Here is a 24,739-nt window from a genome sequence, read left to right as displayed (position 1 = left end):
TTCGGCCGGAATCCACACCCCGCGAATCAGTCCTTGTCGTCGGCCGCGATCGCCCGAATCTGCGCTTCGTATGCGGCGCGGGTGGTTTCATCGGCCGGGTGCAGGGCGCGGTCGCCGTTGAACATGCGGCGGACCAGGCGGACGGCGGATTCCGGGGCGGCGGCCAGGGCGAGATCGATGGGACCCAGGTAGTTCGGGACGGCGACCTCGGCCCTGCGGGTGCGCACGGTCTGCACGACCGCGGCGGCGACATCCTCCGGATCGACGGTGGGCATGCCCGCGCCCAGGGCCAGGCCGGAGGAGAGCCGGGTGCGCACCGCGGACGGCATGATGGTGCTGACGCTGACGCCGTACGGTTCGAACTCCAAACGCGTTGCGGCGGAAAGTCCCACGGCCGCGAACTTGCTGGCGTTGTAGACGGCCAAGCCCGCGATCGGGATCTTCCCGGCCAGCGAGGCGACATTCACGATGTGCCCCCTACCGCGTTCCACCATGCCGGGTGCGACGGCGCGCATACCGTGGATGAGACCCCAGACGTTCACGTCGATGGTGGTGTGGCCCACCGAATCCGGCTCATCCAGGAAGGCCCCGGCGGGCATGACACCGGCATTGTTGACCAGGATGTCGATCCGCCCGAAGTCGGCGACCACCCCGTCCCACTGTCCCCGATCGCGCACGTCCAGCTCGAATGCCTTGGCTCCCAGCGCGGCAGCGGCCGTCTGCGCGGCGGCGGTGTCCACATCTGCGATGGCGACCTCCGCGCCCTTGCTCGCGAACAGTTCGGCCGTGCACCGGCCGATACCGCGGCCCGCGCCGGTGATCAGCACCCGCGCTCCGGCGAGATCGATTGCCGGATAGCTCTTTCCGAGGATGCTCACGCGAATTCTCCCTGTTCCATGGCCTTGCGGGTGCTGACCAGGCTGTGTTCGAAGGTGGCGAGACGGCGGCGGCCGTCCATGAAGTTGGGGCCCATGACCGCGAGGTCCTCGGCGGTGGCGTCGACGCGCAGCACCTTGGCGCCACCGGCGCGCAGCAGCGCGATTTCGGCATCGAGCTTCTCGCTCATGCGATTTCGCAGCTGACGCTCCAGGAAGTGGCCCGCGCTCGTGGCGGGGACGCGTCCGGTGGAGGCCATCGGCGCGAGCACCACGACCTCGTCCAGCTGGGCCGGAATGAGCAGATCGGCCGAGACGGTGGAGGCCGCGCCGCCGTCGATGAAGGTGCGGCCCGCGATCGGCACGGCCGGGAACCAGCCGGGTACACCCCACGAAGCCCGCAGTGCCGCACCGAGACTCGCGTCGGGGGCGGACGGCGAGCCGAAGGCGACGCGCTCACCGGTGGCATCGTCCATGGCGACCAGCCAGGTGGCGGGATGCTCGACCCAGGTGCGGCCGGGGTTCAGGCGATCGGCCAAACGCTGCAACCAGCTCGCGTCACCGCTGCCCTGCGGCAGCAGACCGCTGCCCGCGGTGAGTAGGGCGTGACCATTTCCGGGGCGCGCCAGCAGTTCTCGCACCGCGCGGCCGGGGGCGTTCAGGCGCGGGCGCGGCAGCGGCGGGAATCGGCCGGGCTCACAACGCATATGGGCGGTGAGGATGGGGTTGGTGGAGGTGCCGCGCTGCATGGCGATCAGTTCGTCCACGCCGATGCCGCTGCCGAGCATGGTCAGCATTTCGGCGCCGGCGGAAGTGCCGATCATGACATCGGCGTCGCGCGGGTCCCAGTCCAGTACATCGCGGGCAGCCGCCAGTGCGGCGACGATCCAGGCCGCACCGACGGTCCCCCCGCACCCGATGGCCAGGCCACGCCTGTGTGACCCGTTCCTGTTACTCATGGTTCCGAACACTAGCAGTCTTGAGATACCGCGGGTATCCCAAATCTTCCAGTACCTAGAATGGCGCGTATGGCACGACTGACCCGGACCGAGAGCCAGGCCCGCACCCGCGCCGACCTGCTCGCGACCGCACGCGAGATGTTCCTCACCGACGGGTACGCCAAGACCAGCCTGGAGCGGGTCGCCGAGGAGGCCGGCTACTCCAAGGGCGCGGTGTACTCGAATTTCCGCACCAAATCGGCGCTGTGCCTGGAGGTGCTCGGGCTGATTCACGAGACCAAATTCGCCGAGGCCGCGGAACTGCTGGAAGGCGACGGCACACTCGAGGAGCGACTGGCCCGGTTTCAGGGCTGGGCCGAACGCACGCTCGGCGATGTCGGCTGGACCATGCTGGAGTTCGAGTTCGCCATTGTCGCCCGGGATGATCCGGCATTGCAGGCCGCGCTGGTCTCCAATCTCGCGGTGGTGCGCGGAACCATCGGCGCGCGGTTGCAGGGACTCGCCGATTCCAACGGGCTGACCCTGCCGCTGCCCGCCGAGGACGCGGCGACCGCGGTGCTGAGTCTCGGTCTGGGGCTCGGCATTCTGCGCGCCATCGATCCAAGTCTCTCGGCCGGGCTGATCACCGATGCGGTGCGCGCGATGCTCAGCGGATCGGTGCCGCTCTGACGAACCGACGGGCCGGAGCCCCGGGATAGCCGCACCCAGCGGCTCGGCGCGGACGCCCGCTCACCGATTCCGGTGCGCCAAGGCGGTGGCGGTCAGGGCCGGAAGTGCAGGGTCCATTCGCCGCGATAGTGCAGCCGGGTGACGCTCACCGGGGGAACATCTATGCGCCAGAACGATTTCGCGGGTGCGTCGAGGGTGACCAGCAGTGCGGCGCGAATGACCGACGGGTGGGTGATGGCGATGGTGGGCTCGCCCTCGATCGCGATATCGGCCAGCCATTCCCCGGTGCGCTCGAGCACATTGATCACCGATTCGCCGCCGTGCCCGCGGTAGCCGGGATCGGTGAGCCAGAGGTACAGGTCCTGCTTGGGCACCGACATGAGTTCACCGCCGCGCCAAGCCCCGGCGTCGAGATCGCGCAGTCGGTCGTCCTCCTTACCCATGAGTCCCATGAGCGCCGCGGTCTCCACGGTCCGGCGTTCGGGGGCGGTGAGCACCCGCGCGGCCTGCAATCGCCCGCAGGCGGAGACCGCGCGCCGACCGGCTTCGGTCAGCGGTTCGTCCACCGGGAATCGTGCTTTGCGCATCGCCTCGGTCATCCCGTGACTGACCAGGTCGAGCCGGAGCACCTTCTGCACGGTTCGCAGCCTACGCGCGGCCCTCGCGGCCGTAATCCGATTGCCCGTCCTTCGCTCCCCACCCGTGACGGGGCGATCTCGGCCGCGCGAACGGGTCGTGCGGTGCACCCGCGAGCGGCGGGCCGGGCGACGCGACGGCGGGGGTCGGCGGAGTGTCGGTGGGCGGGTGCAGACTGGGGCAATGGATCGGTTCTCGCCTGCTACCCGGGAGTGGTTCGACGGCGCTTTCCCCGCGCCGACGGCCGCGCAATTGGGGGCGTGGGAGGCCATCGCGGCGGGGCAGCACACCCTGGTGGTCGCGCCGACCGGGTCGGGTAAGACGCTGTCGGCGTTCCTGTGGGCGATCGATCGGCTCGCCACCCGGGAGCCGGTGGCGAAAGGCAAAGCCGCCCGCGGCGGCAAGGCAGCGGGCAAGGCCGAGGCCGAGAAGGCCGCCAAGCCGAAGACCTCGGTGCTCTATATCTCTCCATTGAAGGCGCTCGCGGTGGATGTGGAGCGAAATCTGCGGGCACCGCTGGTGGGGGTTACCCAGACGGCCAAGCGGCTGGGACTGGCCGCGCCGGAGATCACGGTGGGCGTGCGGTCCGGGGATACCAGTCCGGCGGATCGGCGGGGCCTGTTGCGGACGCCGCCGGACATTCTGATCACCACGCCGGAGTCGCTGTTTCTGATGCTCACCTCGGCGGCGCGCGAGACGCTGAGCCAGGTGCACACCGTTATCGTGGATGAGGTGCATGCCATCGCGGGCTCCAAACGCGGTGCGCACCTGGCGCTTTCACTGGCGCGATTGGACGCGCTGCGGGCCGCGCAACCGGGTTTCGAGCGTCCCGCGCAACGCATCGGATTGTCGGCGACGGTGCGACCGCCCGAGGAAGTCGGGCGGTTCCTGGTGGGGAGTGCGCCCATCACCATCGTGAATCCGCCCGCGCCCAAGACCTTCGATCTGTCGGTCCGGGTGCCGGTGGCGGATATGACCGAACCCGATGCGGGAGCGGAGGATTCGGATCAGCCCGGATCGATCTGGCCGCATGTGGACGAGGCCATCGTGGATCTGGTGCTCGAGCATCGGTCCTCGATCGTGTTCGCGAATTCGCGGCGGCTGGCCGAGCGGCTCACGGCGCGTTTGAACGAGGAGTACGCGGGGCGGATCGGCGAAGCGGTCGACACCGAGCACAAACCGCCCGCACAACTGGGTGCGTCCACCGAGGTGATTCACGGTGCGGCGCCGCTGTTGGCGCGGGCGCATCACGGGTCGGTGAGCAAGGAACAGCGCGCGATCATCGAGGATGATCTCAAGAGCGGGCGATTGCGCTGCGTGGTCGCCACCAGCAGCCTGGAGCTCGGAATCGATATGGGCGCGGTCGAATTGGTGGTGCAGGTGGAGGCGCCGCCCTCGGTCGCGAGTGGGTTGCAACGGGTCGGGCGCGCCGGGCATCAGGTGGGTGAGATCTCGCGGGGCGTGATCTTCCCCAAGCACCGCACCGATGTCATTCACTGTGCGGTGGCGTCGCAGCGAATGACCGCCGGGCAGATCGAGAAACTCGAGATTCCGCTGCATCCGCTCGATATCCTCGCCCAGCAGACCGTCGCCGCCTGTGCGCTGGAGCCCCTGGATGCCGAGACCTGGTTCGAGACGGTGCGCGGTACGGGAAGCTATGCGGCACTGCCGCGTTCGGCCTATGACTCGGTGCTGGATCTGCTGTCCGGGCGCTATCCCTCCGATGAGTTCGCGGAGCTGCGTCCCCGGATCGTGTGGGATCGGGACGCGGGCACGCTCACGGGCCGGCCGGGGGCGCAGCGACTCGCAGTCACCTCGGGCGGTGCCATTCCGGACCGCGGCCTCTTTCCGGTCTTCATGGTCGGTGAGAAGGCTTCCCGGGTAGGCGAACTCGATGAGGAGATGGTGTACGAATCCCGGGTCGGCGATGTCTTCGCGCTCGGGGCGACCAGCTGGCGGATCGAGGAGATCACCTTCGACCGGGTGCTGGTCACACCCGCTTTCGGCCAGCCGGGGCGACTTCCCTTCTGGCATGGCGATTCGCTGGGCCGTCCCGCCGAATTAGGGGCCGCGCTGGGCGAATTCGTCCGCACGGCGGGCAAGGCGGTGGAGCAGTCCACCGTGGAGCAGGTCACCTCGGCGGCGGGCTTGGACGCCAATGCCACCGCGAATCTGGTTGCGCTGCTACAGGAGCAGAAAGTGGCGACCGGGCAGCTGCCGACGGATCGCACCATGCTGGTCGAACGGTTCCGGGATGAGCTGGGCGATTGGCGGGTGGTGCTGCACTCCCCGTACGGGCTGCCGGTGCACGCGCCGTGGGCGCTGGCGGTGGGTGCTCGGCTGCGGGAGCGGTTCGGGGTGGATGCCGCGCCGACGCCTTCGGATGACGGAATCGTGGTGCGATTGCCCGATACCACCGATGATCCGCCCGGGGCGGAATTGTTCGTCTTCGAACCGGACGAGATCGACGATGTGGTGACCGAACAGGTCGGCGGGTCGGCACTGTTCGCCTCACGGTTCCGGGAGTGCGCGGCGCGGGCACTGCTGCTGCCGCGCCGGGACCCCGGTAAGCGGGCTCCGCTGTGGCAGCAGCGACAGCGAGCGGCCCAATTGCTGGATGTGGCAAGGAAATTCCCGGAATTCCCGATCCTGTTGGAGACGGTGCGGGAATGCCTACAGGACGTGTACGACCTGCCGTCGCTGCGTGAGCTGCTGGGCCAGGTGGCGCGCCGCCAGGTGCGGCTGGTCGAGGTGGAGACGGCCACACCGTCGCCGTTCGCGAATTCGCTGCTGTTCGATTACATCGGGCAGTTCATGTACGAGGGCGACAGTCCGCTCGCCGAGCGGCGGGCGGCGGCATTGTCGCTGGACTCCAGTCTGCTGGCGGAGCTGCTCGGGCGAGTCGAACTGCGGGAGCTGCTCGACGCCTCGGTATTGGAGCTGACCGAGCGGGAATTGCAGCGGCTCACCCCGGAACGGCAGGCGCGGGATATGGAGGGGCTGGCCGATCTACTGCGGCTGCTCGGGCCGATCACGGCCGAGGAGGCGGCCGAGCGCTGTACCGAGGATCCACGACCCTGGCATGCGGAGCTGGTGAAATCCCATCGTGCCCTGGAGGTTTCATTCGCGGGGTCACGGTGGTGGGTGGCGGTCGAGGATGCGGCCCGGTTGCGGGACGCGCTCGGGGTTCCCCTGCCGATCGGTGTTCCCGCCGCCTTCATCGAACCGGTCGCCGATCCGCTGGGCGATCTGGTGGGCCGCTTCGCCCGCACGCACGGCCCGTTCACGCTCGCGCGGGTGGCGCATCGCTTCGGCCTCGGCACCGCCGTGGCCGCCACGGCGCTGCATCGGCTCGCCCTCGAAAAGCGGGTGGTGGAAGGTGAATTCACGCCCGGGTCGGCGGGATCGGAGTGGTGCGACAGCGAGGTGCTGCGCCGGCTGCGCCGTCGCTCCCTGGCCGCGGCGCGCAAGGAGGTGGAGCCGGTGGCGACCGCCGCTCTGGCCCGCTTCCTCCCGTCCTGGCAGCATATCGGCACCGGTGAACTGCGCGGCGTGGACGGTGTGGCGACGGTGGTGGAACAGCTTGCGGGCGTGCCGATTCCGGCCTCGGCGTGGGAGTCGCTCATCTTCCCCGCGCGCGTCCGCGACTACTCCCCCGCCATGCTGGACGAACTCATGGCCACCGGTGAGGTGCTCTGGTCCGGGCACGGCGCCATCACCGCCAAGGACGGCTGGATCGCCCTGCATCCCGCCGACCAGGCGGGCCTGACGCTGCCGCCGCCGGATGAGCTGGACTTCACCGAAATCCACATCAGCCTGTTGATGGCCTTGGGCGCGACCGTAATCGGCGGCCCCCGCGCTGCCGTGGCACCGGACGAACAGACGCGTCTCTCCGACAGTTCCCCGGCTGTCGCCGATACTCCTGCCATGGCCACCGCCCCGGATCAGACGGGCGGTGAGGGCGAGGGTTCCGCACCGCGCGCCGCCGAATATCAGGTGGTCGATATGGCCGGGGGCGGGGCGTATTTCTTCCGGCAGTTGTTCGAAGCCTCCGGGCTCGAGGATGAGGCGGGAGTGCTTGCGGCGCTGTGGGAACTCGCGTGGGCCGGGTATGTGGCCGGGGATACGTTCGCGCCGGTGCGGGCGCTGCTGACGGGGACGGCGCGCACGAGTACCGCGCATCGCACGCCTCGCCGGGCTCCGCGCGGGCGAATGTACCTGCCGCGCACCGGGGTTCCGGTTCGGACGAGTCCGCCCAGTGCGGCCGGACGATGGTCGCTGCTGCCGGAGCGGGTGGCGGACAATACGATTCGGGCGCACGCCACGGCGGATGTGCTGTTGGAGCGGTACGGCGTGCTCACGCGCGGGTCGGTGCAGAGCGAGGGTGTGCGCGGCGGATTCGCGCTGATGTATCGGGTACTCACCGAATTCGAGGACCGGGGACGGTGTCGGCGCGGATATTTCGTGGACTCGCTCGGCGGTGCACAGTTCTCCACCACCGATGTGGTGGACCGATTGCGCTCGTTCGACACCGATCGGACCGGTGCGGAGCCGGCGGGCAACGCCCTGGTGCTCGCGGCCTGCGATCCGGCGAATTCCTATGGGGCGGCACTACCCTGGCCCAAGTCCGCGGTGGAGGGTGCTGGCCATCGACCCGGGCGCAAGGCCGGTGCGCTGGTGGTGCTGGTGGATGGCGAGCTGGCGCTCTATCTGGAGCGCGGCGGTAAGACGCTGCTGACCTTCACCGAGGATCCCACGGCGCGAGCCGCCGCGGCCACGGCGCTGGCGGGCCTGGTCCAGGAACGGCGAGTCGATTCCCTGGTCATCGATCGGGTGAACGGTGAATCGGTGCACGGCAATGTCTTCGCCGAATTCCTCACCCGCGCCGGGTTCGCCGCCACCCCCAAGGGTTTCCGCCTCCGGAGCCGCCCATGACCGGGATCGCCCATGCCCGAAGGTGACACGGTCTACCTGACCGCTGCGCGCCTGCGCACCGCCCTGGCCGGAAAAACGCTGACCCGCAGCGACTTCCGCGTACCCAGGTACGCCACCCTCGACCTGCGCGGGCAACAGGTCGAGAGCGTAGGCAGCTACGGCAAGCATCTCTTCGTACGCACCCCCGACCTGAGCATCCACACCCATCTCAAGATGGAAGGCGTGTACCGGGTCTACACCCCCGGCCAGCGCTGGACCAAGCCGGGTTTCACGGCTCGCCTGATCCTGGCCACCGAGGATTCCGAGGCCGTCGGCTTCTCCCTCGGCCTGGTCGAAGTCCTCCGCCGCCCCGACGAACACACCGCCACCGACCACCTCGGCCCCGACCTGCTCGGCCCCGATTGGGATGCGGCCGAAGCGGTCCGGCGCCTCTCGACCCATCCCGACCAGCCCATCGGCCTAGCCCTGCTCGATCAACGAAACCTGGCCGGCATCGGCAATATCTACCGCAGCGAAATCTGCTTCCTCCGCCGAATCCACCCCGCGACCCCGGTAGGCGAAATCGACGATCTCCCCGCCCTGGTAGCCGAAGCCCACCGCGTCCTGACCAAAGCCGCCCACGAACCCCCATGGCGCGCACTGGCCTACGGCCGCCAGCGCCGCCCCTGTCCCCGCTGCGGCACCAATATGGTCGTCCACCTGTTAGCCGACGACCCGGCCCTCCCCCGCGCCGACCGAGGCATCTACTTCTGCCCCCGCTGCCAACCCGTCCGAACCCCGTAACCCCGTAACCGACGGGTGGCGGTCAGACACCTGCGCTTCCGGGTAGCAGCGGGCGCATGAAGGTTCGCTCGTAACGGAGTACACAGCCGCTCTCATCTCTGATGCGATCCGCGGCGACGAAGTCGGGGTCGGTGCCGAACAGGGTGCGGTACTCCTCGTAGGCGGCGAGGCTCGAGAAGCTGAACAGCGCAAGGGCTTTGTCGCTCGCGCCCTCCGACGGAAGGAAGTAGCCGTGGTGCGTCCCGCCGTGGCGCTCGACCAATTCCATCCACCGTGCGGCGAAGCGTTCGAATACGTCGATCTGGCGAGCGTCTATCACGTACTCGACGACACAAGTGATCATGCATCAACTTAACAATGCCCTGCGGACCCGGCTACCTCAGTTCTGCACCGGATAGTCGATGACGACCACACCGCCGGTGGCGTAGTTGGCGACGTCGGCGGCCGCTCTCCGGCCGTATTCCGAGGCCTGGGACGCGGCCAGGGCGGCGGCATCGGCGAATTCGGCTTCGAAGACCGCGAAATACGGCGATTCCCCGGTGCTCGCCGCGACGTCGAAGCTGTAGCGATACGCGAGCAGGCCGGGCCAATTCCTGACCAGCGGAAGGTGATTGGTCACGTAGTAGTCGCGGAAGTGGTCGGGGTCCGCGGGCTTGGGGTAGAGGACCACCAGCTTATGCATGACTGCCTCCTGCGTCGGTGTGGGTGAGCGCGATATCCGGTACCGCGGTCGGTTGAAACGTCATATCCGCAGGTTAGGGCCTGACACGTGGTCGAGGGAAAGACCGGGGCGGGATAGACTCAGAACGGATCGTTATCAATCGGGAGGGAGGGCGTAGATTGCCGGATACGGTGAGCCTGCGGTACTTCCTGGTGCTGGCGCAGGAGTTGAACTTCACCCGCGCGGCGGCACGGATCGGTATCGCGCAGCCCGCGCTCAGTGCCCGAATGCGCCGATTGGAAGCAGAACTCGGCACCGGTCTGCTGGTTCGCAATACGCGCAGCGTCGTATTGACCACGGCCGGTGCGGCTTTGGCGGAATCCGCGCCACCCGCGCTGGCGGCATTGGACCGGGCATGGGACACCGCCCGGAAGGCGGGTGCAGGGGAACTGGGCACATTGCGCATCGGCTACAGCCTCAGCGCGGGTGCCGAAACGGCACCGGCGCTGGTGGACAGGCTTATTCGCGACAGTCCGGGACTCGAGGTCGGCGCGGTTCCGATGGCGACACCGGAGATCTCCGCCGCGGTCGCCGACGGCCGCATCGACGCGGGGATCACCCGCGGTGAACAGCCGGGTCGTGGCGTGCGCCGTTTTCCGCTGCGGCGCATGCGCATCGGAGTTCAACTGGCACAACATCATCCACTGGCCGAACACGCGGAGATCGAGATCGCCGATGCGGCCGCCTATCCGCTGCGGCTCCCCGACCGCACGGCCAACCCCGTCATCCACGATCAGCTGGCCGCCACCTTCCAGGACGCCGGACCGATTCTCCGATTCCACACGCCCGCCGTCTCTTTCGACATGTTGCAGCGGGACCTACGCGACGGGCTCACCCTCGCGCCGGCCGGTGAAACCGCGGTCACGGTGGCACCGGCCGGACTCACCTGGCGGCCGCTGCGCGGCGCGCCCACCATGACGATGCACCTGGTCCTCCCCCGCGTGCAGACCCCACTGCATCACCGCATCCGCACCGCCGCCAAAACCCTTGCACAAGAACTGAACTGGCTATCGGACTGACGCGCAACCTCGCAAGCCCTCGAAGAATATCGCGATGGCCTAGGTGGCGGGCTGGCTGCGGTAGCGGGCGGGGCGGCCGTCGATGCGCAGGATCTTCCAGAGCAGGCGGGCCAGGGGGTTCATCAGACCGGCGTTGGTGGTGAGCATGCGGACGTCGGCGAAGAAGTCGGTCAGGGCCTGACGGGATTCGGGGCTGCGCCAGTAGACGTCTTTGAAAACCGCACGGGGGACGTCGAATTCGCGGCGGAAGCGGCGCGGGGGGACGGCGATCAGCCACAGCGCGACCCGCATGGTGATGGGGGTGAGCAGTGACAAAGCGAAGCGACTGATCGGCGCCAGGGTCGGGGCGTGGTGTTCGACGTATTCGTGGGCGAAGGAGATGTGGCGGGCTTCCTCGGCGACGTGGATCTGCATGACGCGGGTGATCATCGGATGCATTTCGGTGTCCGAGCGCAGGATGGCCTTCTGGCCGTGGTCGATCGGTTCCTCACCGGCCAGGACCATGACGAAGAACCAGGTCGGGAACAGGATCGGGACCAGCGGAATGATCGGGGCCAGGGCGCGGGTGGTGCGGCTCATGCCGGGCACGTCCATGCCGATGCGGTTGACCACCTCCTGGAACATCTGGGTGTGGTTGCATTCCTCGGCGGCTTCGTGGGTGCTGTAGCGGAATTCCGGGGAGCCGTTGGGCAGGGTGAAGACGTACTGCATGAGTCCGCGGATGAGGATGTTCTCGAATTGCAGGCCGACCTTGGCGATATTGGCCTGCCGCCACATACCGATGCGAATCTGCTGTTCCCTCGGGAGCGCGCGATACCAGGGGTGCGCGCCGAACGGGTCCGCGGTGGGCAGGATCCAGCGCTCGTCATCGGGTTCGATCACGAAACTCGGGTCGTCCCAGGCGATATCGAGGAATGGGTCGAAGCGGCGATGCACCGATCCCTCCGACAGGGTGGAGAGTGTTTCGTTGTAGTGCTCGTGCCGGTGGGTGGGCTTGGCGTGTGTGGACGACGTCATCGGCTGACTCCTCGAACCCCGACCGCGACACCATGTCGCGGTCACATGGTTACGGTAGCGCCACACCGGGGTCGGGACAAGGGTTGATCGCGACAGAGTGTCACGATCAAAGGAACGGTGCGGTTACAGCGCGGCGGAGGCGCGGGTCAGCAGCTCCCCGACCGGGATATCGGGATCGACCTCGATGTCCCGTACGCGCGCATGCCCCTGGACCAGATACACGATCGAATCGGTGAGCAGGCGGCTCACCGCGGTCGCGCCATAGCCGTCGGGGCGGGTGTGCAGCCAGCGGGTCACCGCGCCGTCGACCATCGAGACGATCGCGAACGCGGCCACCTCGATACCGGGATCGGTCTGTCCGAGAACCGCCGCGGCGGTCTCGAAGAGGACCGAAATACGTTCGGCGATAGCGGCTTTGGTGCCGGAGACGACCGCCTGCCCACTCGGGTCCTGACTGCCGGGGCCGCGTTCGACCCACTCGTTCAGCCGCGGGCGCGCCGACACCAGCCGCACATAACCGTCGACCGTGCGAAAGATCGTCTCGCGCAAGGTGTCGTCCGGATCGAGGGTGGGAGTCACCTCGTCCAAATGCAATTCGACCGCGTACTGCCGAGTGCGGGCATCGAGTTCTCTTCGATCGACGAAATGCCGGTAGATGACCGAGCGCTTCACCCCCGCCCGATCGGCGATGGCCTGCAGGGGAATCTCCGACCCCGGCTCGAACTCCTCGATCAACTCGATGAGCGCGTCCATGATCACCCGCCGCCGCTCGGCATTGTGATCACCCCACCGCCCGCCGGGGCTCACGAGCTTGTCCACCACCATCCCTTCAGCATTCCATCCCACATCCGGCCCGCCGCCCCCGCCGGTCAGAGTTGGGTGTGCCCGGAGCCGCCGAGAATGATCAGCGGCGTCAGCAGCGCGCCGAGGATGTCGTTTCCCTTGGCGCAGTCGGTGTCGGCACCCGCGTGCCGATTCGACGGTAAGCGCGCGGCGAGGCTCGACTCAGTCCTCTATCGCTCTCGGTGGTTCGGGTCGAGGCAATTCGCCGCGTAGCAGCCGTCCTTTGCGTCGCTGTAGCTCCAGCAACGTTGTCTCCATTGCGTTCTGATCGCTGTCGGCGGCCCTCTTGAACCTCAAGATCGCCATCCGGGCGTCGTCGGCGAACTCCTGCCATGCCGCGCTGAGCATGTGCGAAACCTTCGCCCTGTCGTCACTGTTGAGGAAGGTCACCGCGGCGGACAGGCCCGCCGACACCAGCGCGACCAGTGCCGCGGGTATCCGCAACTGCTCGGTGGCCAGACCGGCGGCCCCCGACACCGCGGCCAGAATGGCCGCGGGCAACCCCAGCAGAAAGTAGATCCGTCGCCAGCGATCGCTCGCCCGTCGTAGGTCGAACGCCCGCAAGTCGCCCTCTCCCACCAGCCGCATGAGCGCATCCAACTCACTCACCGGCGCATGACCCATGGCACTGTCCAAATCGGACCGCAAATGCGCCGGTCCACTGAACACACTCCGTTTGAACCCCTTGTAGGCAAACGGATCCGGCTCGGACCGCCACATCTCGAGCAACTTCTCATGCTGAGCGAGAGCTTCCCGCGCGGCCGCAATATCCGAGTCCGTGACGTCCTCGCCCCGGCCGGAGCCCGCATCCGCTTCTGTCATCGTCGCCCCCACTGGAAATGCACCGCAGCACAACGATCATCGCACTAATATCCCCGCGCTTCGCCCGTGTGCGACTACTTTTCGACCGGGACGGGCTCCAGGATTTGAGGGCGGGGTTCGGGGGCGGCGGCGCGGAGGGCATCTGCCGAGGCGTCGTCGGGGCGGGTTTGGGATTCGATTTCCGCTTGGACTCGGGCCGTGTAGGTAGCTATTTCGCGGGTGATCTCGGCTTCGTCCCAGCCCAGGACGGGGGCTACCAGGCGCGCCACTTGGTCGGCGCAGTCGACGCCGCGGTGGGCGTATTCGATGGAGATGCGGGTGCGGCGGGCGAGGATATCGTCCAGGTGCAGGGCGGCTTCGGCGGCCGCGGCGTACACGGCCTCGACCCGGAGGTAGCCGGGGGAGGCTTCGATCGGCTGCAGGAGTTCGGGTTTGCCTTCGGCCAGGCCCAGGACCTCTTCGATGAGGGAGCCATACCTGTTGAGCAGGTGCTGGATTCGGTACGGGTGGACGCCGTACTTCTCGGCCAGGTGTGGGGTCTGGTTCAACAGGGCGTGGTAGCCGTCCGCGCCGAGCAGCGGCACCTTGTCGGTGATGGTGGGCGGGACGCGACGCGGAATGTCCTGTGCCGCTTCATCCACCGCGTCATAGGCCATGACACGGTAGGTGGTGTACTTGCCGCCCGCGATGGCCACCAGGCCGGGGGCGATACGGGCGACGGCGTGTTCGCGGGAGAGTTTGGAGGTTTGATCGCTCTCCCCGGCGAGCAGCGGGCGCAGGCCCGCGTAGACGCCGGTGATATCGGCGTGGGTGAGCGGGGTGACCAGCACATCGTTGACGTGCTCGAGCAGATAGTCGATATCGCTCTTGGTGGCGGCCGGATGCGCGAGATCCAGATTCCAGTCGGTGTCGGTGGTGCCGATCAACCAGTGATCGGTACCCCACATGATGACGAACAGCACCGAGGTCGGCGTGCGCAGAATGATGGAGGTATCGCTGGCAATGCGGTCACGCGGGACCACAATGTGCACACCTTTAGACGCTCGCACATGGAATCGACCGCGTTGATGCGCCAGAGCCTGAAGCTCATCGGTCCAGACGCCCGTGGCATTGATGACCACACTGCCGCGCACCTCGGTGCGGCGACCGTCCTCACTGTCGTGCACCGTCACCCCGACCACGCGATCGGCCTCCCGCAGGAACCCCACCACCTGCGTGGAGGTGCGAATGACCGCACCGTAGTGCGCGGCCGTGCGGGCGAGGGTCATGGTATGCCGGGCGTCGTCGACGACCGTGTCGTAATAGGTGAGCCCGCCGGTGAGCGCATTGTGCTTGAGCCCGGGCGCGAGCCGCAGTGCCCCGGACTTGGTCAGATGATGCTGTCCCGGAACGGATTTCGCACCGCCCATGGTGTCGTACAGGGTGAGCCCGGCGGCGACGTACGGCCGCTCCCAGCCGTAGTGGGTGAGCGGGTACAGGAACTTCAGCGGCTTCACCAGATGCGGCGCCAGTTTGGAGAGCGAGAGTTCACGCTCGTGCAGGGCCTCGCGCACCAGCCCGAACTCCATCATCTCCAGATAGCGCAGGCCGCCGTGGAACATCTTCGATGAGCGACTGGAGGTGCCCGAGGCGAGATCGCGGGCCTCCACGAGGGCAACCTCCAGGCCACGGGTCGCGGCATCGAGTGCGATCCCCGCGCCGACCACGCCGCCGCCGATCACCACCACATCGAAGGCGTCCTCGCCCAACCGCGCCCAGGCTTCTTCGCGCTGTTCGGGGCCTAGAAACTGCGATCGCGGGTTCTTCGTCATGCTCGACTCCTCCGGCTTTCGCCGCGAGGGTTCGGCGCGGCGGTTCGTATCGATGTCGACGCTCAGCTACTCGTAAGCAACCGTAGTCCACAGTAATCGTTCGCGGTGCGACCACCGGCCGTGGTGTCCGATGGGGCGCGCGTCATGGCCCGATCCGCGCAGCGACGCCGGGTAGCCTGCTCGAATGCGTCGATATGTGGCTGCCATCGATTCCGGTACGACCTCCAGCCGGTGCATCGTCTTCGGTCACCAGGGCCTCATCGCCGGGGTCGCCCAACGCGAGCACGAGCAGATCTTCCCGCAACCCGGCTGGGTCGAACACGATGCCGAAACCATTTGGCGCAATACCGAACTCGTCATCGCCGAGGTGCTCGAGACGCTGGGGATCGGGGCGGGCGACATCGCCGCCGTCGGCGTCACCAATCAACGCGAGACCACCGTGGTGTGGGAACGCGAAACCGGTAAGCCGATCCACAATGCCATCGTCTGGCAGGACACCCGCACCGCCGAGCTGACCGTCGAGCTGGCCGGTTCCGAGGGCCCGAACCGGTACGCCGACCGCACCGGACTGCCGCTGTCCACCTACTTCGCCGGACCGAAACTGCGCTGGATCCTGGACCGAGTGCCGGGAGCGCAGGCGCGCGCCCAGGCCGGGGAACTCTGTTTCGGCACCATCGACAGCTGGATACTGTGGAATCTCACCGGTCAGCACATCACCGACGTCACCAACGCCTCGCGCACCATGCTGATGGATCTGCGCACCCTGCAATGGGATTCGCAGATCTGCGCCGAATTCGGCGTGCCCATGGCCATGCTGCCGACCATTCGCAGCTCCTCGGAGGTGTACGGCGACATCACCACCACCGCGCTGGCGGGCATTCCGGTCGCGGGCATTCTCGGCGATCAGCAGGCCGCCACCTTCGGGCAGGCCTGCCTGTCCCCCGGTGACACCAAGAACACCTACGGCACAGGCAATTTCATGCTCATGAACACCGGCACCACCCCGGTCTTCAGTGAGCACGGACTGCTCACCACCGTCTGCTACCGCCTCGCCGATGAGCCCGCCGTCTACGCCCTGGAAGGCTCCATCGCGGTCACCGGTTCCCTGGTGCAGTGGTTGCGCGACAACCTCGGCATGATCGGCAGTGCCGATGAGATCGAAGCACTGGCGAGCACCGTCGCCGACAATGGCGGCTGCTATATCGTCCCGGCCTTCTCCGGCCTCTTCGCACCCCGCTGGCGACCCGATGCTCGCGGCGTCTTCGCGGGTCTGACCCGCTTCGTCAATCGCGGCCATATCGCGCGAGCGGTCTTGGAGGCCACCGCATTCCAGACCCGCGAGGTGATCGACGCCATGCGCGCCGATGCCGCCGCACAGCAACTGGACGTGGAGAAGGTGACCCTCAAGGTCGACGGCGGCATGGTCGTCAACGAACTGCTCATGCAGTTCCAGTCGGACATCCTCGCCGCCACCGTGGTGCGCCCCGTGGTCACCGAGACCACCGCCCTGGGCGCGGCCTACGCGGCGGGCCTGGCCGTCGGCTACTGGGCCTCCACCGACGATATCCGCGCCAACTGGGCCGAGGACAAGCGCTGGAACCCCACCATGGCGGAGACCGAGCGCGAGCACCTGCTGCACGAGTGGAACAAAGCGGTTGAGCGCACCTACAACTGGGCTTGACCGGGGTTATCGCCCCCCGCCCGCCAACCCGCCGCACCGGGCCAACCCGACTGTCCCGGCACGCCGAGCCCACCCCGTCATCACGGCGCGTTTTCGGCCGGGATCCACCGAACTTGCCGGAGCGCAACACGTGTGGATCCCGGCCGAAAGCATGCCGGGATGACGGGGCGCTGTCCCCGGATGGACGGGGGTGTGATGTACCGGGACTACGGCGTGGACCGCCGGGGCGCCAGAGGGTCAGCCGAGGGCGGCGTGCGCCTTGGCCAGGCGGGCGACGGCTTCTTCCAGGACGGGGGTTTCCGAGGTGGTGAAGCACAGGCGCATGGAGTGGGCGTAGTCGGTGGAGACGGCGAAGGCCGCGCCCGGGACGTAGGCGACGCCCGCGTCCAGGGCGTGCGGGAGCAGGGCGCGGGTGTCGGTGCCGTCCTGGAAGTCGGCCCAGACGAACATGCCGCCCGCCGCATCGGTGGTGGTGACCCGGTCGCCGAAGGTGGTGCGGACCGCGTTCACCAGGGCGCGGGCGCGTTCACCGTAGACCCGGCGGACCGAATCCACGTGGGCGGCAAGCCAATCGCTGTCCGAGAGCAGCGCGGTGGCGATCTGCTGGGTCAATGCGGACCCGCAGAGGTCCGCACCCTGCTTGAGCAGTTCCACGGCGCGACAGACGCGATCAGGGGCCACCATCCACCCCACCCGCAGCGAGGGGGCGAGGATCTTGGAGGCACTGGAGAGTCGAATCACGTTGGGCGAGTACGTCGCCACCGGCGCGGGTGACGGGCGGTCGAACCAGAGTTCACCGTAGGGATCGTCCTCGATCACCCAGAAGCCGTGTGCGGTGGCGAGTTCGGCCAATTCGATGCGGCGCTCGGTGCTCATGGTGACGCCACCGGGATTGTGGAAATTGCTGACCGTGTGCACGAAGGCGGGGCGCTCGCCCGCCGCCAGCAGGTCGCGCAGCACATCCACGCGCATACCCTCGGCATCCAGCGGGACCGCGACGATCCGTGCCCCGGCGGCCCGGAAGACCTGTAGCGCACCGACATACGCCGGATCCTCCACGATCACCAGCGCGCCCGGATCCAGCAGCACCTCGGCGAGCAGGGACAGCGCCTGCTGCGAACCGTGCGTGACGAAGACCTCGTCCACCGCGATGGTGCGGCCCATGCGGGTGGACTCCCGCGCGGCCAGCACCTCGCGCAGCGGACCCCAGCCGGGTGATTCGGTGTACTGGAGTACCGCGCGATCACCCAGTGCGGCATCGGCGGCTACCGCGATCCGATCCCGGGGCATGAGCTGCGCATCGGGCAATCCACCGGCCAGGCTGATGATCTCGGCGCGCGCGGTGAGCTTGAGCAGATCGCGAATCGCGGAGCTCTGCAGGTCATCGAGCCGCCGGGACAGCGGTGGAGTGATCGCGGACATGAAACACCTCCGAGGGAACGCCGGGGTACGCGAAATTCCACTGTGTCACAGCGCTACCAGGATGTGAAATTTCAGTCCCGCATTGTGAGATTCCGCAGAGATGCGACGGCCCCGGAGCCGGACCCCCGCACCGGGGACTACCGCTCGTCGATGGTGAAGATCAGATGCTTGCCGTCCTTGTTCACGGTCACGATGCGCTGCCGGTAGACGGTGGTGGTGCCGTCCGGGCGATGCTCGGTCAGATCGGCGTCGAACGCCTCCCCGCCCAGATCGGTGATGCGCAGGCAGTAACTGGTGCCCTTCGGGATCACATCGTTGATGGCCTGCTGAATCGTCTCGGCGGGTGAGACGGTCGGGGAATCCACCGCGACGAACGACCGCGCCTTCGCGCCGTCGCGATCGGCGTAGAAGGCGTGCTGGAACCCGAGGATCGCGGCGGTGCCCGAATCGGTGCCGCCCGGACCATTGCCGATGGTCAGCGCGCCATCACGTTTGGCCGGACAGCTCAGCGCCGCGATCGAGGAGGGCGCGGCGGTGGTGACCGTGCCACCGGGACCGAAGGCCGCCTGCGTGTCATCGGAGGTACCGGAGTCACCGCGGGTGAGCGAGACGACCACCAGCGCGACCACCGCGATCAGAACCAGGGCGCCGCCGCCGACCGCGACGGGCATCCACGATCTCTTCGGCTTGCCCGGCGCCGCGGCGGTCTTCGGGGCCAGCCGCTGCGCGATGGAGTCCTCGGACCAGGACAGCGGCTCCTGCTTCGAACCCTTCGCCGCCCCGCCCTTACCGGCCCCGCCCTTACCTGCCTCGGCCTTCTTGGGCATCAACAGCTTGGTGAGCGGATCATCCGCCCACGACAGCGATTCCTGTTGCGGTGCGGCGGAATCCGACTCGGGCATACCGTTCTCGGCGGAGCGCAGCCAGGCCGACTCGCGGCCGATCTGCGAGGTCTTGATTCCACCGCCGGTCGCCCAGCCGGACTTCTTCGGCGCGGGCGGCTCGGGCGCGGTGTCATAGCGCACCGTCTCGTCGACGCCATAGCGCACGGTCTGTTCGGCATCACCGATGCCATTGCCGTACAACGCATTCGCATCACCCGGATACGGCGTCGAGGAGTCCGGGGCGAGATACTCCGGCGCGGGCGGCGTCCCGTCGGCGGGCCGCCAGGCCAGTTCGGGACTGGCCGGTACCGGCGCGGGCGCCCACCCCGCCACGGGCGCGTCGGGCACCGGCCGGAACTGACCCGTGGGCGGACCGAACTCGGCGTCGGCGGCACCGAAATCCGCTACCGGCGCACCAAATTCGGCGCTCGGCGGCCCGAAAGTGTCCGCACCGGAACCGAATACGGAGACCGGCGGCCCGAAGTCGTTGAGCGAGGGAGCGAATTCCGAGACGGCCGGCCCGAAATCGGTGCCCGCATCGCCCACGGTGTCGAAAGGCGCGCCCCGCTCGGCATCGGACCCCGCGGCGCTCGCATCCGGTTCGGTGGGACCGCCCTGCCCGCCCGCGTGCCCCGCGGCATCGTGCTCGGTCCCCGGGCTCGGCGCTCCGGCGCCGGCACCCGATGCGGGGCGGTCCGCCGACTCGTCCTGGCCGGAATCCATCACACGTCCTTTCGCCACACACGCGTGGGGCGGTCGCTTACGACCGCCCCACGCGACAACTCAGCTCTTGCCGGGCACCGTGACGTGCCCGCGTTCTCAGTACTGGACCGAACCGCCCACCTGCGTGGTCATGCCGCCGAGGTCGGTGGTCTGCCCGGGGATGTCGCCCGCCGGAAGCCTACCAATCTGAGCGGCCGCGTCCAGGATGGTGGCGCCGCCCGGCATCAGGCGAATGAAGTTCTCGGTATCGGCCTTCACGGCATTGGCGACCGTGGTGTCGAGGATGAATTCCATCTTGCGATCGTCGCCCGCGCCCGCGCTCGCGAAGGCGGTCACCTTGATCTGGTTGACCCGGGTGAAGTCCAGCGACATACCGGCCTCACCGGTACCACCCGGGGTGGTGTAGCCGATCGTGCCGACGTACCCGTCCAGATTGCTGAAGTGGTGGGTGTTGGCGGCGAAACCGGGCAGTGTGGCGCCACCGTCGATATTCGCGCCGACCTCGGTGTGCGGACCGGTCATCTCGACCACGGGCGCGGCCGGGGCGGTCTGCACGGCCGGGGCCTGCCACTGCGGCTTCTGTACCGCGGGCTCACCGGTGAGGGTGTTCAGCGAGGTGTCCGGCTGATCCTGATCGGTGGTGACCGCGGGCTGCGCGGTACCCGGCTTGTTCGCCTGCGCGCCCGGGTTGTTGGCCTGGGTGTCCGGCTTGGTGGTGGTCGCGGGCGGGACCTGCACCGGCACGGCGGGCGCCTGCTGACCGGGTACCGGCAGCGGGGCGACGCGCGGCACGGTGACGCCGGGCTGGGTCGGCTTGGAATCCTTGGGCGCGACACCGGCGGGTTGGGTGTCGTCGGTCTTGGGCGATTCACCGGAGGGCACGGTGGCACCGGGCTGGGTCGCGCCCGGCTGGGTCGTACCGGGCTGGGTGGTGCCGGGCTGGGTCGTACCGGGCTGGGTGGTGCCGGGCGAGCCCGGGGTGGTGACACCCGGCTGACTCTGCTGCGGTTTGGTGGTGCCCGGCTGTACATTCTCCGGCTTGGGAGCCGGAACCACCACGGCCTGCGGGTTTTCCGGGGCGGGTTCGGTGGTCGGGGCCGACCCATCGGGCTGACCGTCGCCCGGCTGCTGACCCGGTGCGGTGGGTACCACGCTCGGGTCCGCGGGGGCGGCATTGGCCGGTGTGCCCAGCAGGCTGACCACGGCGGCCGCTCCGGCCAACGACAGGGAGGTGCTGGCCTTGATCCGATTCGGCTTGCGGTGCTTCACTTTTCGCCCTATTCCTTCGTCCCTCATCGCCGCGATCGTGCGTGCGGGGCGAGTACGAGCTGTGCACCGGCCGCGTCGGAAAGGGTTGACCCCCCGGCGTTCTCGCGACCGCCCTGCCGATCGCTTCCCGTCGCGAAGTGAATCACACCCGAGTACTGTGGGCAACCCGCCGAGCGGCATTACACCGGAAGTTAACCCGTCAGTCCAGGTCGTCGTGGCGCATGAGCTGACGCGCGGCCTCGGTCACCGAGCCGGTCAGCGACGGGTACACCGAGAAGGTCTGGGCGAGATCGTTCACGGTCAGATTGTTCTGCACCGCAAGGGCGATGGGCAGAATCAGCTCCGAGGCGATCGGGGCCACCACCACGCCGCCGATCACCACACCGGTGGCGGGGCGGCAGAAGATCTTCACGAAACCCCTACGCAGACCCAACATCTTGGCCCGCGGATTGGTGTTCAACGGCAGCATGACCGTGCGCGCGGGCACCTCACCATTGTCGATGGCGGTCTGGCTGACACCGACCGTCGCGATCTCCGGGCGCGTGAACACCGCTGAGGCAACGGTTTTCAGGCGAATCGGCTGCACGCCCTCACCGAGCGCGTGGTACATCGCGATCCGGCCCTGCATGGCGGCCACCGAGGCCAGCGGCAGCAGGCCCGTGCAGTCACCGGCCGCGTACACACCGGTCGCGGTGGTGCGCGAGACGCGATCCACCCGCAGGTAGCCGCCCTTGTCGAGTTCGATGCCCAAGCGATCCAGGCCCAGATTCTGGGTATTGGGAATCGAGCCGACCGTCATCAGCGCATGCGAACCGGTCACGGTGCGACCGTCGGACAGCTTCACCACAATGCCGTCGGCGGTGCGCTCCACCGCATCGGCGCGGGCATGCTTGACCAGCTCCACACCGCGCTCGGCCAGCGCGTCCTCCAGCACCAGCGCCGCATCGGCGTCCTCGCCGGGCAGCACGCGGTCGCGGCTCGAGACCAACTTCACCTTCACACCCATTTCGGTGTAGGCGGAGACGAATTCGGCGCCGGTGACACCCGAGCCGACCACCACGAGCGTCTCGGGCAGTTCCTTGAGGTCGTACAGCTGACGCCAGTTGAGAATGCGCTCACCGTCCGGCTCGGCGCCCGGCAGCACGCGCGGGCTGGCGCCGGTGGCGATCAAGACCACCTCGGCCTCGATGACCTGCTGCCGGCCATCGCCCAGCGTCGCCTTCACCAGGTGGGTGGCCAGACCCGGCGCCTGATCGATCAGCTCGCCGTGCCCGTTCAACACGATCACGCCCGCGGTCTGCAACTTCACCTTGATATCGGCGGACTGCGCCTGCGCGAGCGCCTTCACGCGCGAGTTCACCTCGGCCAGACGCACCTGCGCCTGTGAGGGGTGCACGGTGATGCCCAGGTCACGGGCGCGGCGAAGATCGGTTCGGACACCGGTGGAGGCGATGAAGGTCTTGGAGGGCACACAGTCCCAGAGCACACACGCGCCGCCGATGCCGTCACAGTCGATCAGCGTGACGGGCGCGCCGTGCTGAGCGGCGACCAGTGCCGCCTCATATCCGGCGGGTCCGCCTCCGATGATCGCAATGCGGGTCATTGTTCCCTCGCTTCTGATGGGCTATCGGGATCTCCGATGCCGCCCTACAAACTTAACGGGCGGCATCCCTACAGCTCCGACCGCGTCTGAAGACAGCTTCGTCACAATTCGGGAGGATCCGGCCCGCGATCATGGCTGCTCCGGAGCGACCGGTCCGTATACGCGAACCGCCTACAAGCGGGATCAGGGGAGGTTGCCCGGGAATGTTCGATAGGCTCTAACGGTGCCGATTTACGCCGCCTACGGATCCAACATGGATCCGGAGCAGATGCTCAAGCGCTGTCCGCACTCCCCCGTGTACGGAACCGGCTGGCTGGAGGGTTGGCGCCTGACCTTCGCCGGGGACGACATCGGCTGGGAGGGACCGCTCGCGACCGTGGTCGAGGAGCCCGGATCCCGGGTTTTCGTCGTCCTCTACGACGTCCCCGGTGAGGACGAGGCGAGCCTGGACCGCTGGGAGGGCTCGGACTTCGGCATCCACAAGAAGATCCGCCTCCGGGTGACCCCCAACCAGGGCAGTGCCACCCAGCCCGTCCTGGCCTGGCTCTACGTACTGGACGCCTACGAAGGCGGCCTACCCTCGGCCCGCTACCTCGGGGTTATCGCCGAAGGAGCCGAAAAGGCGGGCGCCCCAAGCGAATACGTACACGCCCTGCGCACCCGTAACAGCAAGAACGTGGGCCCGGGCACCTTCGGCCCCTAGACCTTTCGCTCATACGCCGCCGGGCCGCACCCTCGAGGTGCGGCCCGGCGCTCTTGTTTGTGCGAGAACGCCTGTGTCAGTAGGCGTTCAGCACGATATTCGTCATTACCCGGACACCCACCGCCAGTGCGCGCTCGTCGATGTCGAAAGTGGGCTGGTGCAGGTCGAGTTGTTCGCCCTGACCGGACCAGACGCCCAGGCGGGCCATGGCTCCGGGGACCTCCTCCAGATACCAGGAGAAGTCCTCACCACCGCCGGACTGCTGGGTATCGGCGAGCGCGTCCGGACCGACCTCACGAATGGCGTCCTCGAACATGCGCACGGCGAGTTCGTCATTCACCACCGGCGGCACGCCGCGCTTGTAATTGAGCTGCCAGCGCACACCGGTCGGCGCGAGCAGTCCCTCGACGATCTCGCGGACCATCGGCTCGAGCAGCGACCAGGTGGCGTGATCGCCGGTGCGCACGGTGCCGGTGAGCATGCCCGTTTGCGGAATCGCGTTGGGCGCCTTGCCCGCCGACACCGCACCCCACACCATGACGGTACTGGTGCGCGGATCGATCCGACGACTCAGCAGACCCGGCAGACCGGTGATGACGGTGCCGATGGCGTACACCAGATCACTGGTCAGATGCGGGCGCGAAGTGTGCCCGCCCGGCGAATCCAGCACCAGCTCGACGGTGTCGGCGGCGGAGGTGATGGCCCCCACCCGAATTCCGACGCGGCCGACCTCCAGGCGCGGATCGCAGTGCAGCGCGAACATGCGCGACACATCCTCCATGGCGCCCGCGGCGACCATATCGATGGCACCGCCGGGCATGACCTCCTCGGCGGGCTGGAACACCAGCCGCACACCGACCGGCAGGTTCGGCACCTCGGCCAGTGCCAGCGCGGTACCGAGCAGGATGGTGGTGTGCGCGTCATGACCGCAGGCGTGCGAGACACCGGGAACGGTGGAGGCGAAGGGCAGGCCGGTGTACTCCTGCAACGGCAGGGCGTCCATATCGGCGCGCAGGCCGATACGCGGGGTGTCCGGGCCGATATCGACGATGAGCCCGGTGCCGCTCGGTAGCTTGCGCGGTTCGAGACCGGCCTTCACCAGCCAGGACTCGATGAATTCGGTGGTACCGAACTCGGTGCGGGAGAGCTCCGGGTTGGCGTGGATATGGCGTCGCCAGTGGATCAAATCATCGGCGTGGTCCTCGAGCCACGCATCGACGATCGCGCGTCCACCGATGTCTTCCGGTAAATCCACCATGTCCACCATGCCCGTTTCAAAGCCCATGTCGACCCCCACCGAGCTGCCCGTCGCGACGCCCGCCGCATCCTGCGCAACGCAGGTACCCGCGGCGCTATGTCCCGAA

20 protein-coding genes are annotated in these 24,739 nt (G+C 68.1%); 6 read left to right on the top strand and 14 right to left on the bottom strand.

The genetic code is table 11. The features are described 5' to 3' along the window. Positions 1-26: 26 nt before the first annotated feature. The gene (locus NA10_RS01125; RefSeq protein WP_067562129.1) at positions 27-878 is read right to left on the bottom strand and encodes an SDR family oxidoreductase; all 852 of its coding nucleotides are present in this window, start codon (positions 876-878) and stop codon (positions 27-29) included. Beyond that, positions 875-1,834, bottom strand: coding sequence for a patatin-like phospholipase family protein (locus tag NA10_RS01120; RefSeq protein ID WP_067562127.1), 960 nt, complete (start codon positions 1,832-1,834; stop codon positions 875-877). The genes NA10_RS01125 and NA10_RS01120 overlap by 4 nt, the downstream gene beginning before the upstream one ends. A 69-nt stretch (positions 1,835-1,903) precedes the next feature. Between NA10_RS01120 and NA10_RS01115 the strand changes: the two genes are divergently transcribed. Beyond that, on the top strand, positions 1,904-2,503 hold the full coding sequence (locus NA10_RS01115; protein ID WP_067562352.1) for a TetR/AcrR family transcriptional regulator: 600 nt from the start codon (positions 1,904-1,906) through the stop codon (positions 2,501-2,503). A gap of 92 nt (positions 2,504-2,595) precedes the next feature. Here NA10_RS01115 and NA10_RS01110 read toward each other — a convergent pair whose 3' ends face one another. After that, positions 2,596-3,141: a histidine phosphatase family protein gene (locus NA10_RS01110; protein ID WP_067562124.1), complete on the bottom strand. Its 546-nt coding sequence runs from the start codon at positions 3,139-3,141 to the stop codon at positions 2,596-2,598. Between the two features lie 181 nt (positions 3,142-3,322). Here NA10_RS01110 and NA10_RS01105 point away from each other — a divergent pair, with 181 nt between their 5' ends. Both NA10_RS01105 and NA10_RS01100 read left to right on the top strand, forming a co-directional pair. Beyond that, entirely contained in the window at positions 3,323-8,074 is a 4,752-nt protein-coding gene (locus NA10_RS01105; protein WP_067562121.1) for an ATP-dependent helicase, read from the top strand. 12 nt (positions 8,075-8,086) lie between these two features. Next, positions 8,087-8,857 carry a DNA-formamidopyrimidine glycosylase family protein gene (locus NA10_RS01100; RefSeq protein ID WP_067562118.1) on the top strand — a complete coding sequence of 257 codons (771 nt, stop codon included), beginning with the start codon at positions 8,087-8,089 and terminating at the stop codon, positions 8,855-8,857. Between the two features lie 22 nt (positions 8,858-8,879). On the opposite strand, the gene NA10_RS01095 is transcribed toward NA10_RS01100, so the two are convergent. Together NA10_RS01095 and NA10_RS01090 are read right to left on the bottom strand one after the other, a co-directional pair. Next, on the bottom strand, positions 8,880-9,200 hold the full coding sequence (locus NA10_RS01095) for an NIPSNAP family protein (protein ID WP_067562116.1): 321 nt from the start codon (positions 9,198-9,200) through the stop codon (positions 8,880-8,882). A gap of 36 nt (positions 9,201-9,236) precedes the next feature. Next, positions 9,237-9,539 (bottom strand): EthD family reductase, encoded by a 303-nt coding sequence (locus NA10_RS01090; protein ID WP_067562112.1) that lies wholly within the window; start codon positions 9,537-9,539, stop codon positions 9,237-9,239. A gap of 158 nt (positions 9,540-9,697) precedes the next feature. Here NA10_RS01090 and NA10_RS01085 point away from each other — a divergent pair, with 158 nt between their 5' ends. After that, a complete protein-coding gene (locus tag NA10_RS01085) occupies positions 9,698-10,597 on the top strand; it encodes a LysR family transcriptional regulator (RefSeq protein WP_067562109.1) in 900 nt (299 codons plus the stop codon). Between the two features lie 39 nt (positions 10,598-10,636). Here the strand turns inward: NA10_RS01085 and NA10_RS01080 are convergent, their stop codons facing one another. The 4 genes from NA10_RS01080 to NA10_RS01065 form a co-directional block, all read right to left on the bottom strand. Then, positions 10,637-11,614 carry an AurF N-oxygenase family protein gene (locus NA10_RS01080; RefSeq protein ID WP_067562106.1) on the bottom strand — a complete coding sequence of 326 codons (978 nt, stop codon included), beginning with the start codon at positions 11,612-11,614 and terminating at the stop codon, positions 10,637-10,639. Positions 11,615-11,737: 123 nt separating this feature from the next. After that, on the bottom strand, positions 11,738-12,439 hold the full coding sequence (locus NA10_RS01075) for a TetR/AcrR family transcriptional regulator (protein WP_067562104.1): 702 nt from the start codon (positions 12,437-12,439) through the stop codon (positions 11,738-11,740). Positions 12,440-12,619: 180 nt separating this feature from the next. Continuing rightward, a complete protein-coding gene (locus NA10_RS01070; RefSeq protein ID WP_157555922.1) occupies positions 12,620-13,279 on the bottom strand; it encodes a hypothetical protein in 660 nt (219 codons plus the stop codon). A 74-nt stretch (positions 13,280-13,353) separates the two neighbouring features. After that, positions 13,354-15,090: a glycerol-3-phosphate dehydrogenase/oxidase gene (locus tag NA10_RS01065; RefSeq protein ID WP_067562097.1), complete on the bottom strand. Its 1,737-nt coding sequence runs from the start codon at positions 15,088-15,090 to the stop codon at positions 13,354-13,356. 184 nt (positions 15,091-15,274) lie between these two features. Between NA10_RS01065 and glpK the strand changes: the two genes are divergently transcribed. Continuing rightward, entirely contained in the window at positions 15,275-16,771 is a 1,497-nt protein-coding gene (gene glpK / locus NA10_RS01060; protein WP_067562094.1) for a glycerol kinase GlpK, read from the top strand. 237 nt (positions 16,772-17,008) lie between these two features. Here glpK and NA10_RS01055 read toward each other — a convergent pair whose 3' ends face one another. From NA10_RS01055 to NA10_RS01040, 4 genes are all read right to left on the bottom strand, one after another. Further along, positions 17,009-18,193, bottom strand: a complete 1,185-nt coding sequence (locus tag NA10_RS01055; protein WP_067562091.1) for an aminotransferase-like domain-containing protein — start codon at positions 18,191-18,193, stop codon at positions 17,009-17,011. A gap of 137 nt (positions 18,194-18,330) precedes the next feature. Next, on the bottom strand, positions 18,331-19,800 hold the full coding sequence (locus NA10_RS01050; protein WP_067562090.1) for a DUF8176 domain-containing protein: 1,470 nt from the start codon (positions 19,798-19,800) through the stop codon (positions 18,331-18,333). A gap of 96 nt (positions 19,801-19,896) precedes the next feature. Continuing rightward, positions 19,897-21,069, bottom strand: coding sequence for a hypothetical protein (locus NA10_RS01045; protein ID WP_245676940.1), 1,173 nt, complete (start codon positions 21,067-21,069; stop codon positions 19,897-19,899). Between the two features lie 199 nt (positions 21,070-21,268). Next, positions 21,269-22,672: an NAD(P)H-quinone dehydrogenase gene (locus tag NA10_RS01040; RefSeq protein WP_067562087.1), complete on the bottom strand. Its 1,404-nt coding sequence runs from the start codon at positions 22,670-22,672 to the stop codon at positions 21,269-21,271. 223 nt (positions 22,673-22,895) lie between these two features. Here NA10_RS01040 and NA10_RS01035 point away from each other — a divergent pair, with 223 nt between their 5' ends. Continuing rightward, positions 22,896-23,375, top strand: a complete 480-nt coding sequence (locus NA10_RS01035; protein WP_067562084.1) for a gamma-glutamylcyclotransferase family protein — start codon at positions 22,896-22,898, stop codon at positions 23,373-23,375. 76 nt (positions 23,376-23,451) lie between these two features. On the opposite strand, the gene NA10_RS01030 is transcribed toward NA10_RS01035, so the two are convergent. Beyond that, positions 23,452-24,633, bottom strand: coding sequence for a M20 family metallopeptidase (locus NA10_RS01030; protein ID WP_067562348.1), 1,182 nt, complete (start codon positions 24,631-24,633; stop codon positions 23,452-23,454). Positions 24,634-24,739 lie beyond the last annotated feature (106 nt).

It is taken from the genome of Nocardia acidivorans NBRC 108247, from assembly GCF_001625085.1.
GTDB lineage: Bacteria > Actinomycetota > Actinomycetes > Mycobacteriales > Mycobacteriaceae > Nocardia > Nocardia acidivorans.
Note: the sequence above shows the minus strand (reverse complement) of the source record. Positions and strands in the feature narration are given on the sequence as shown.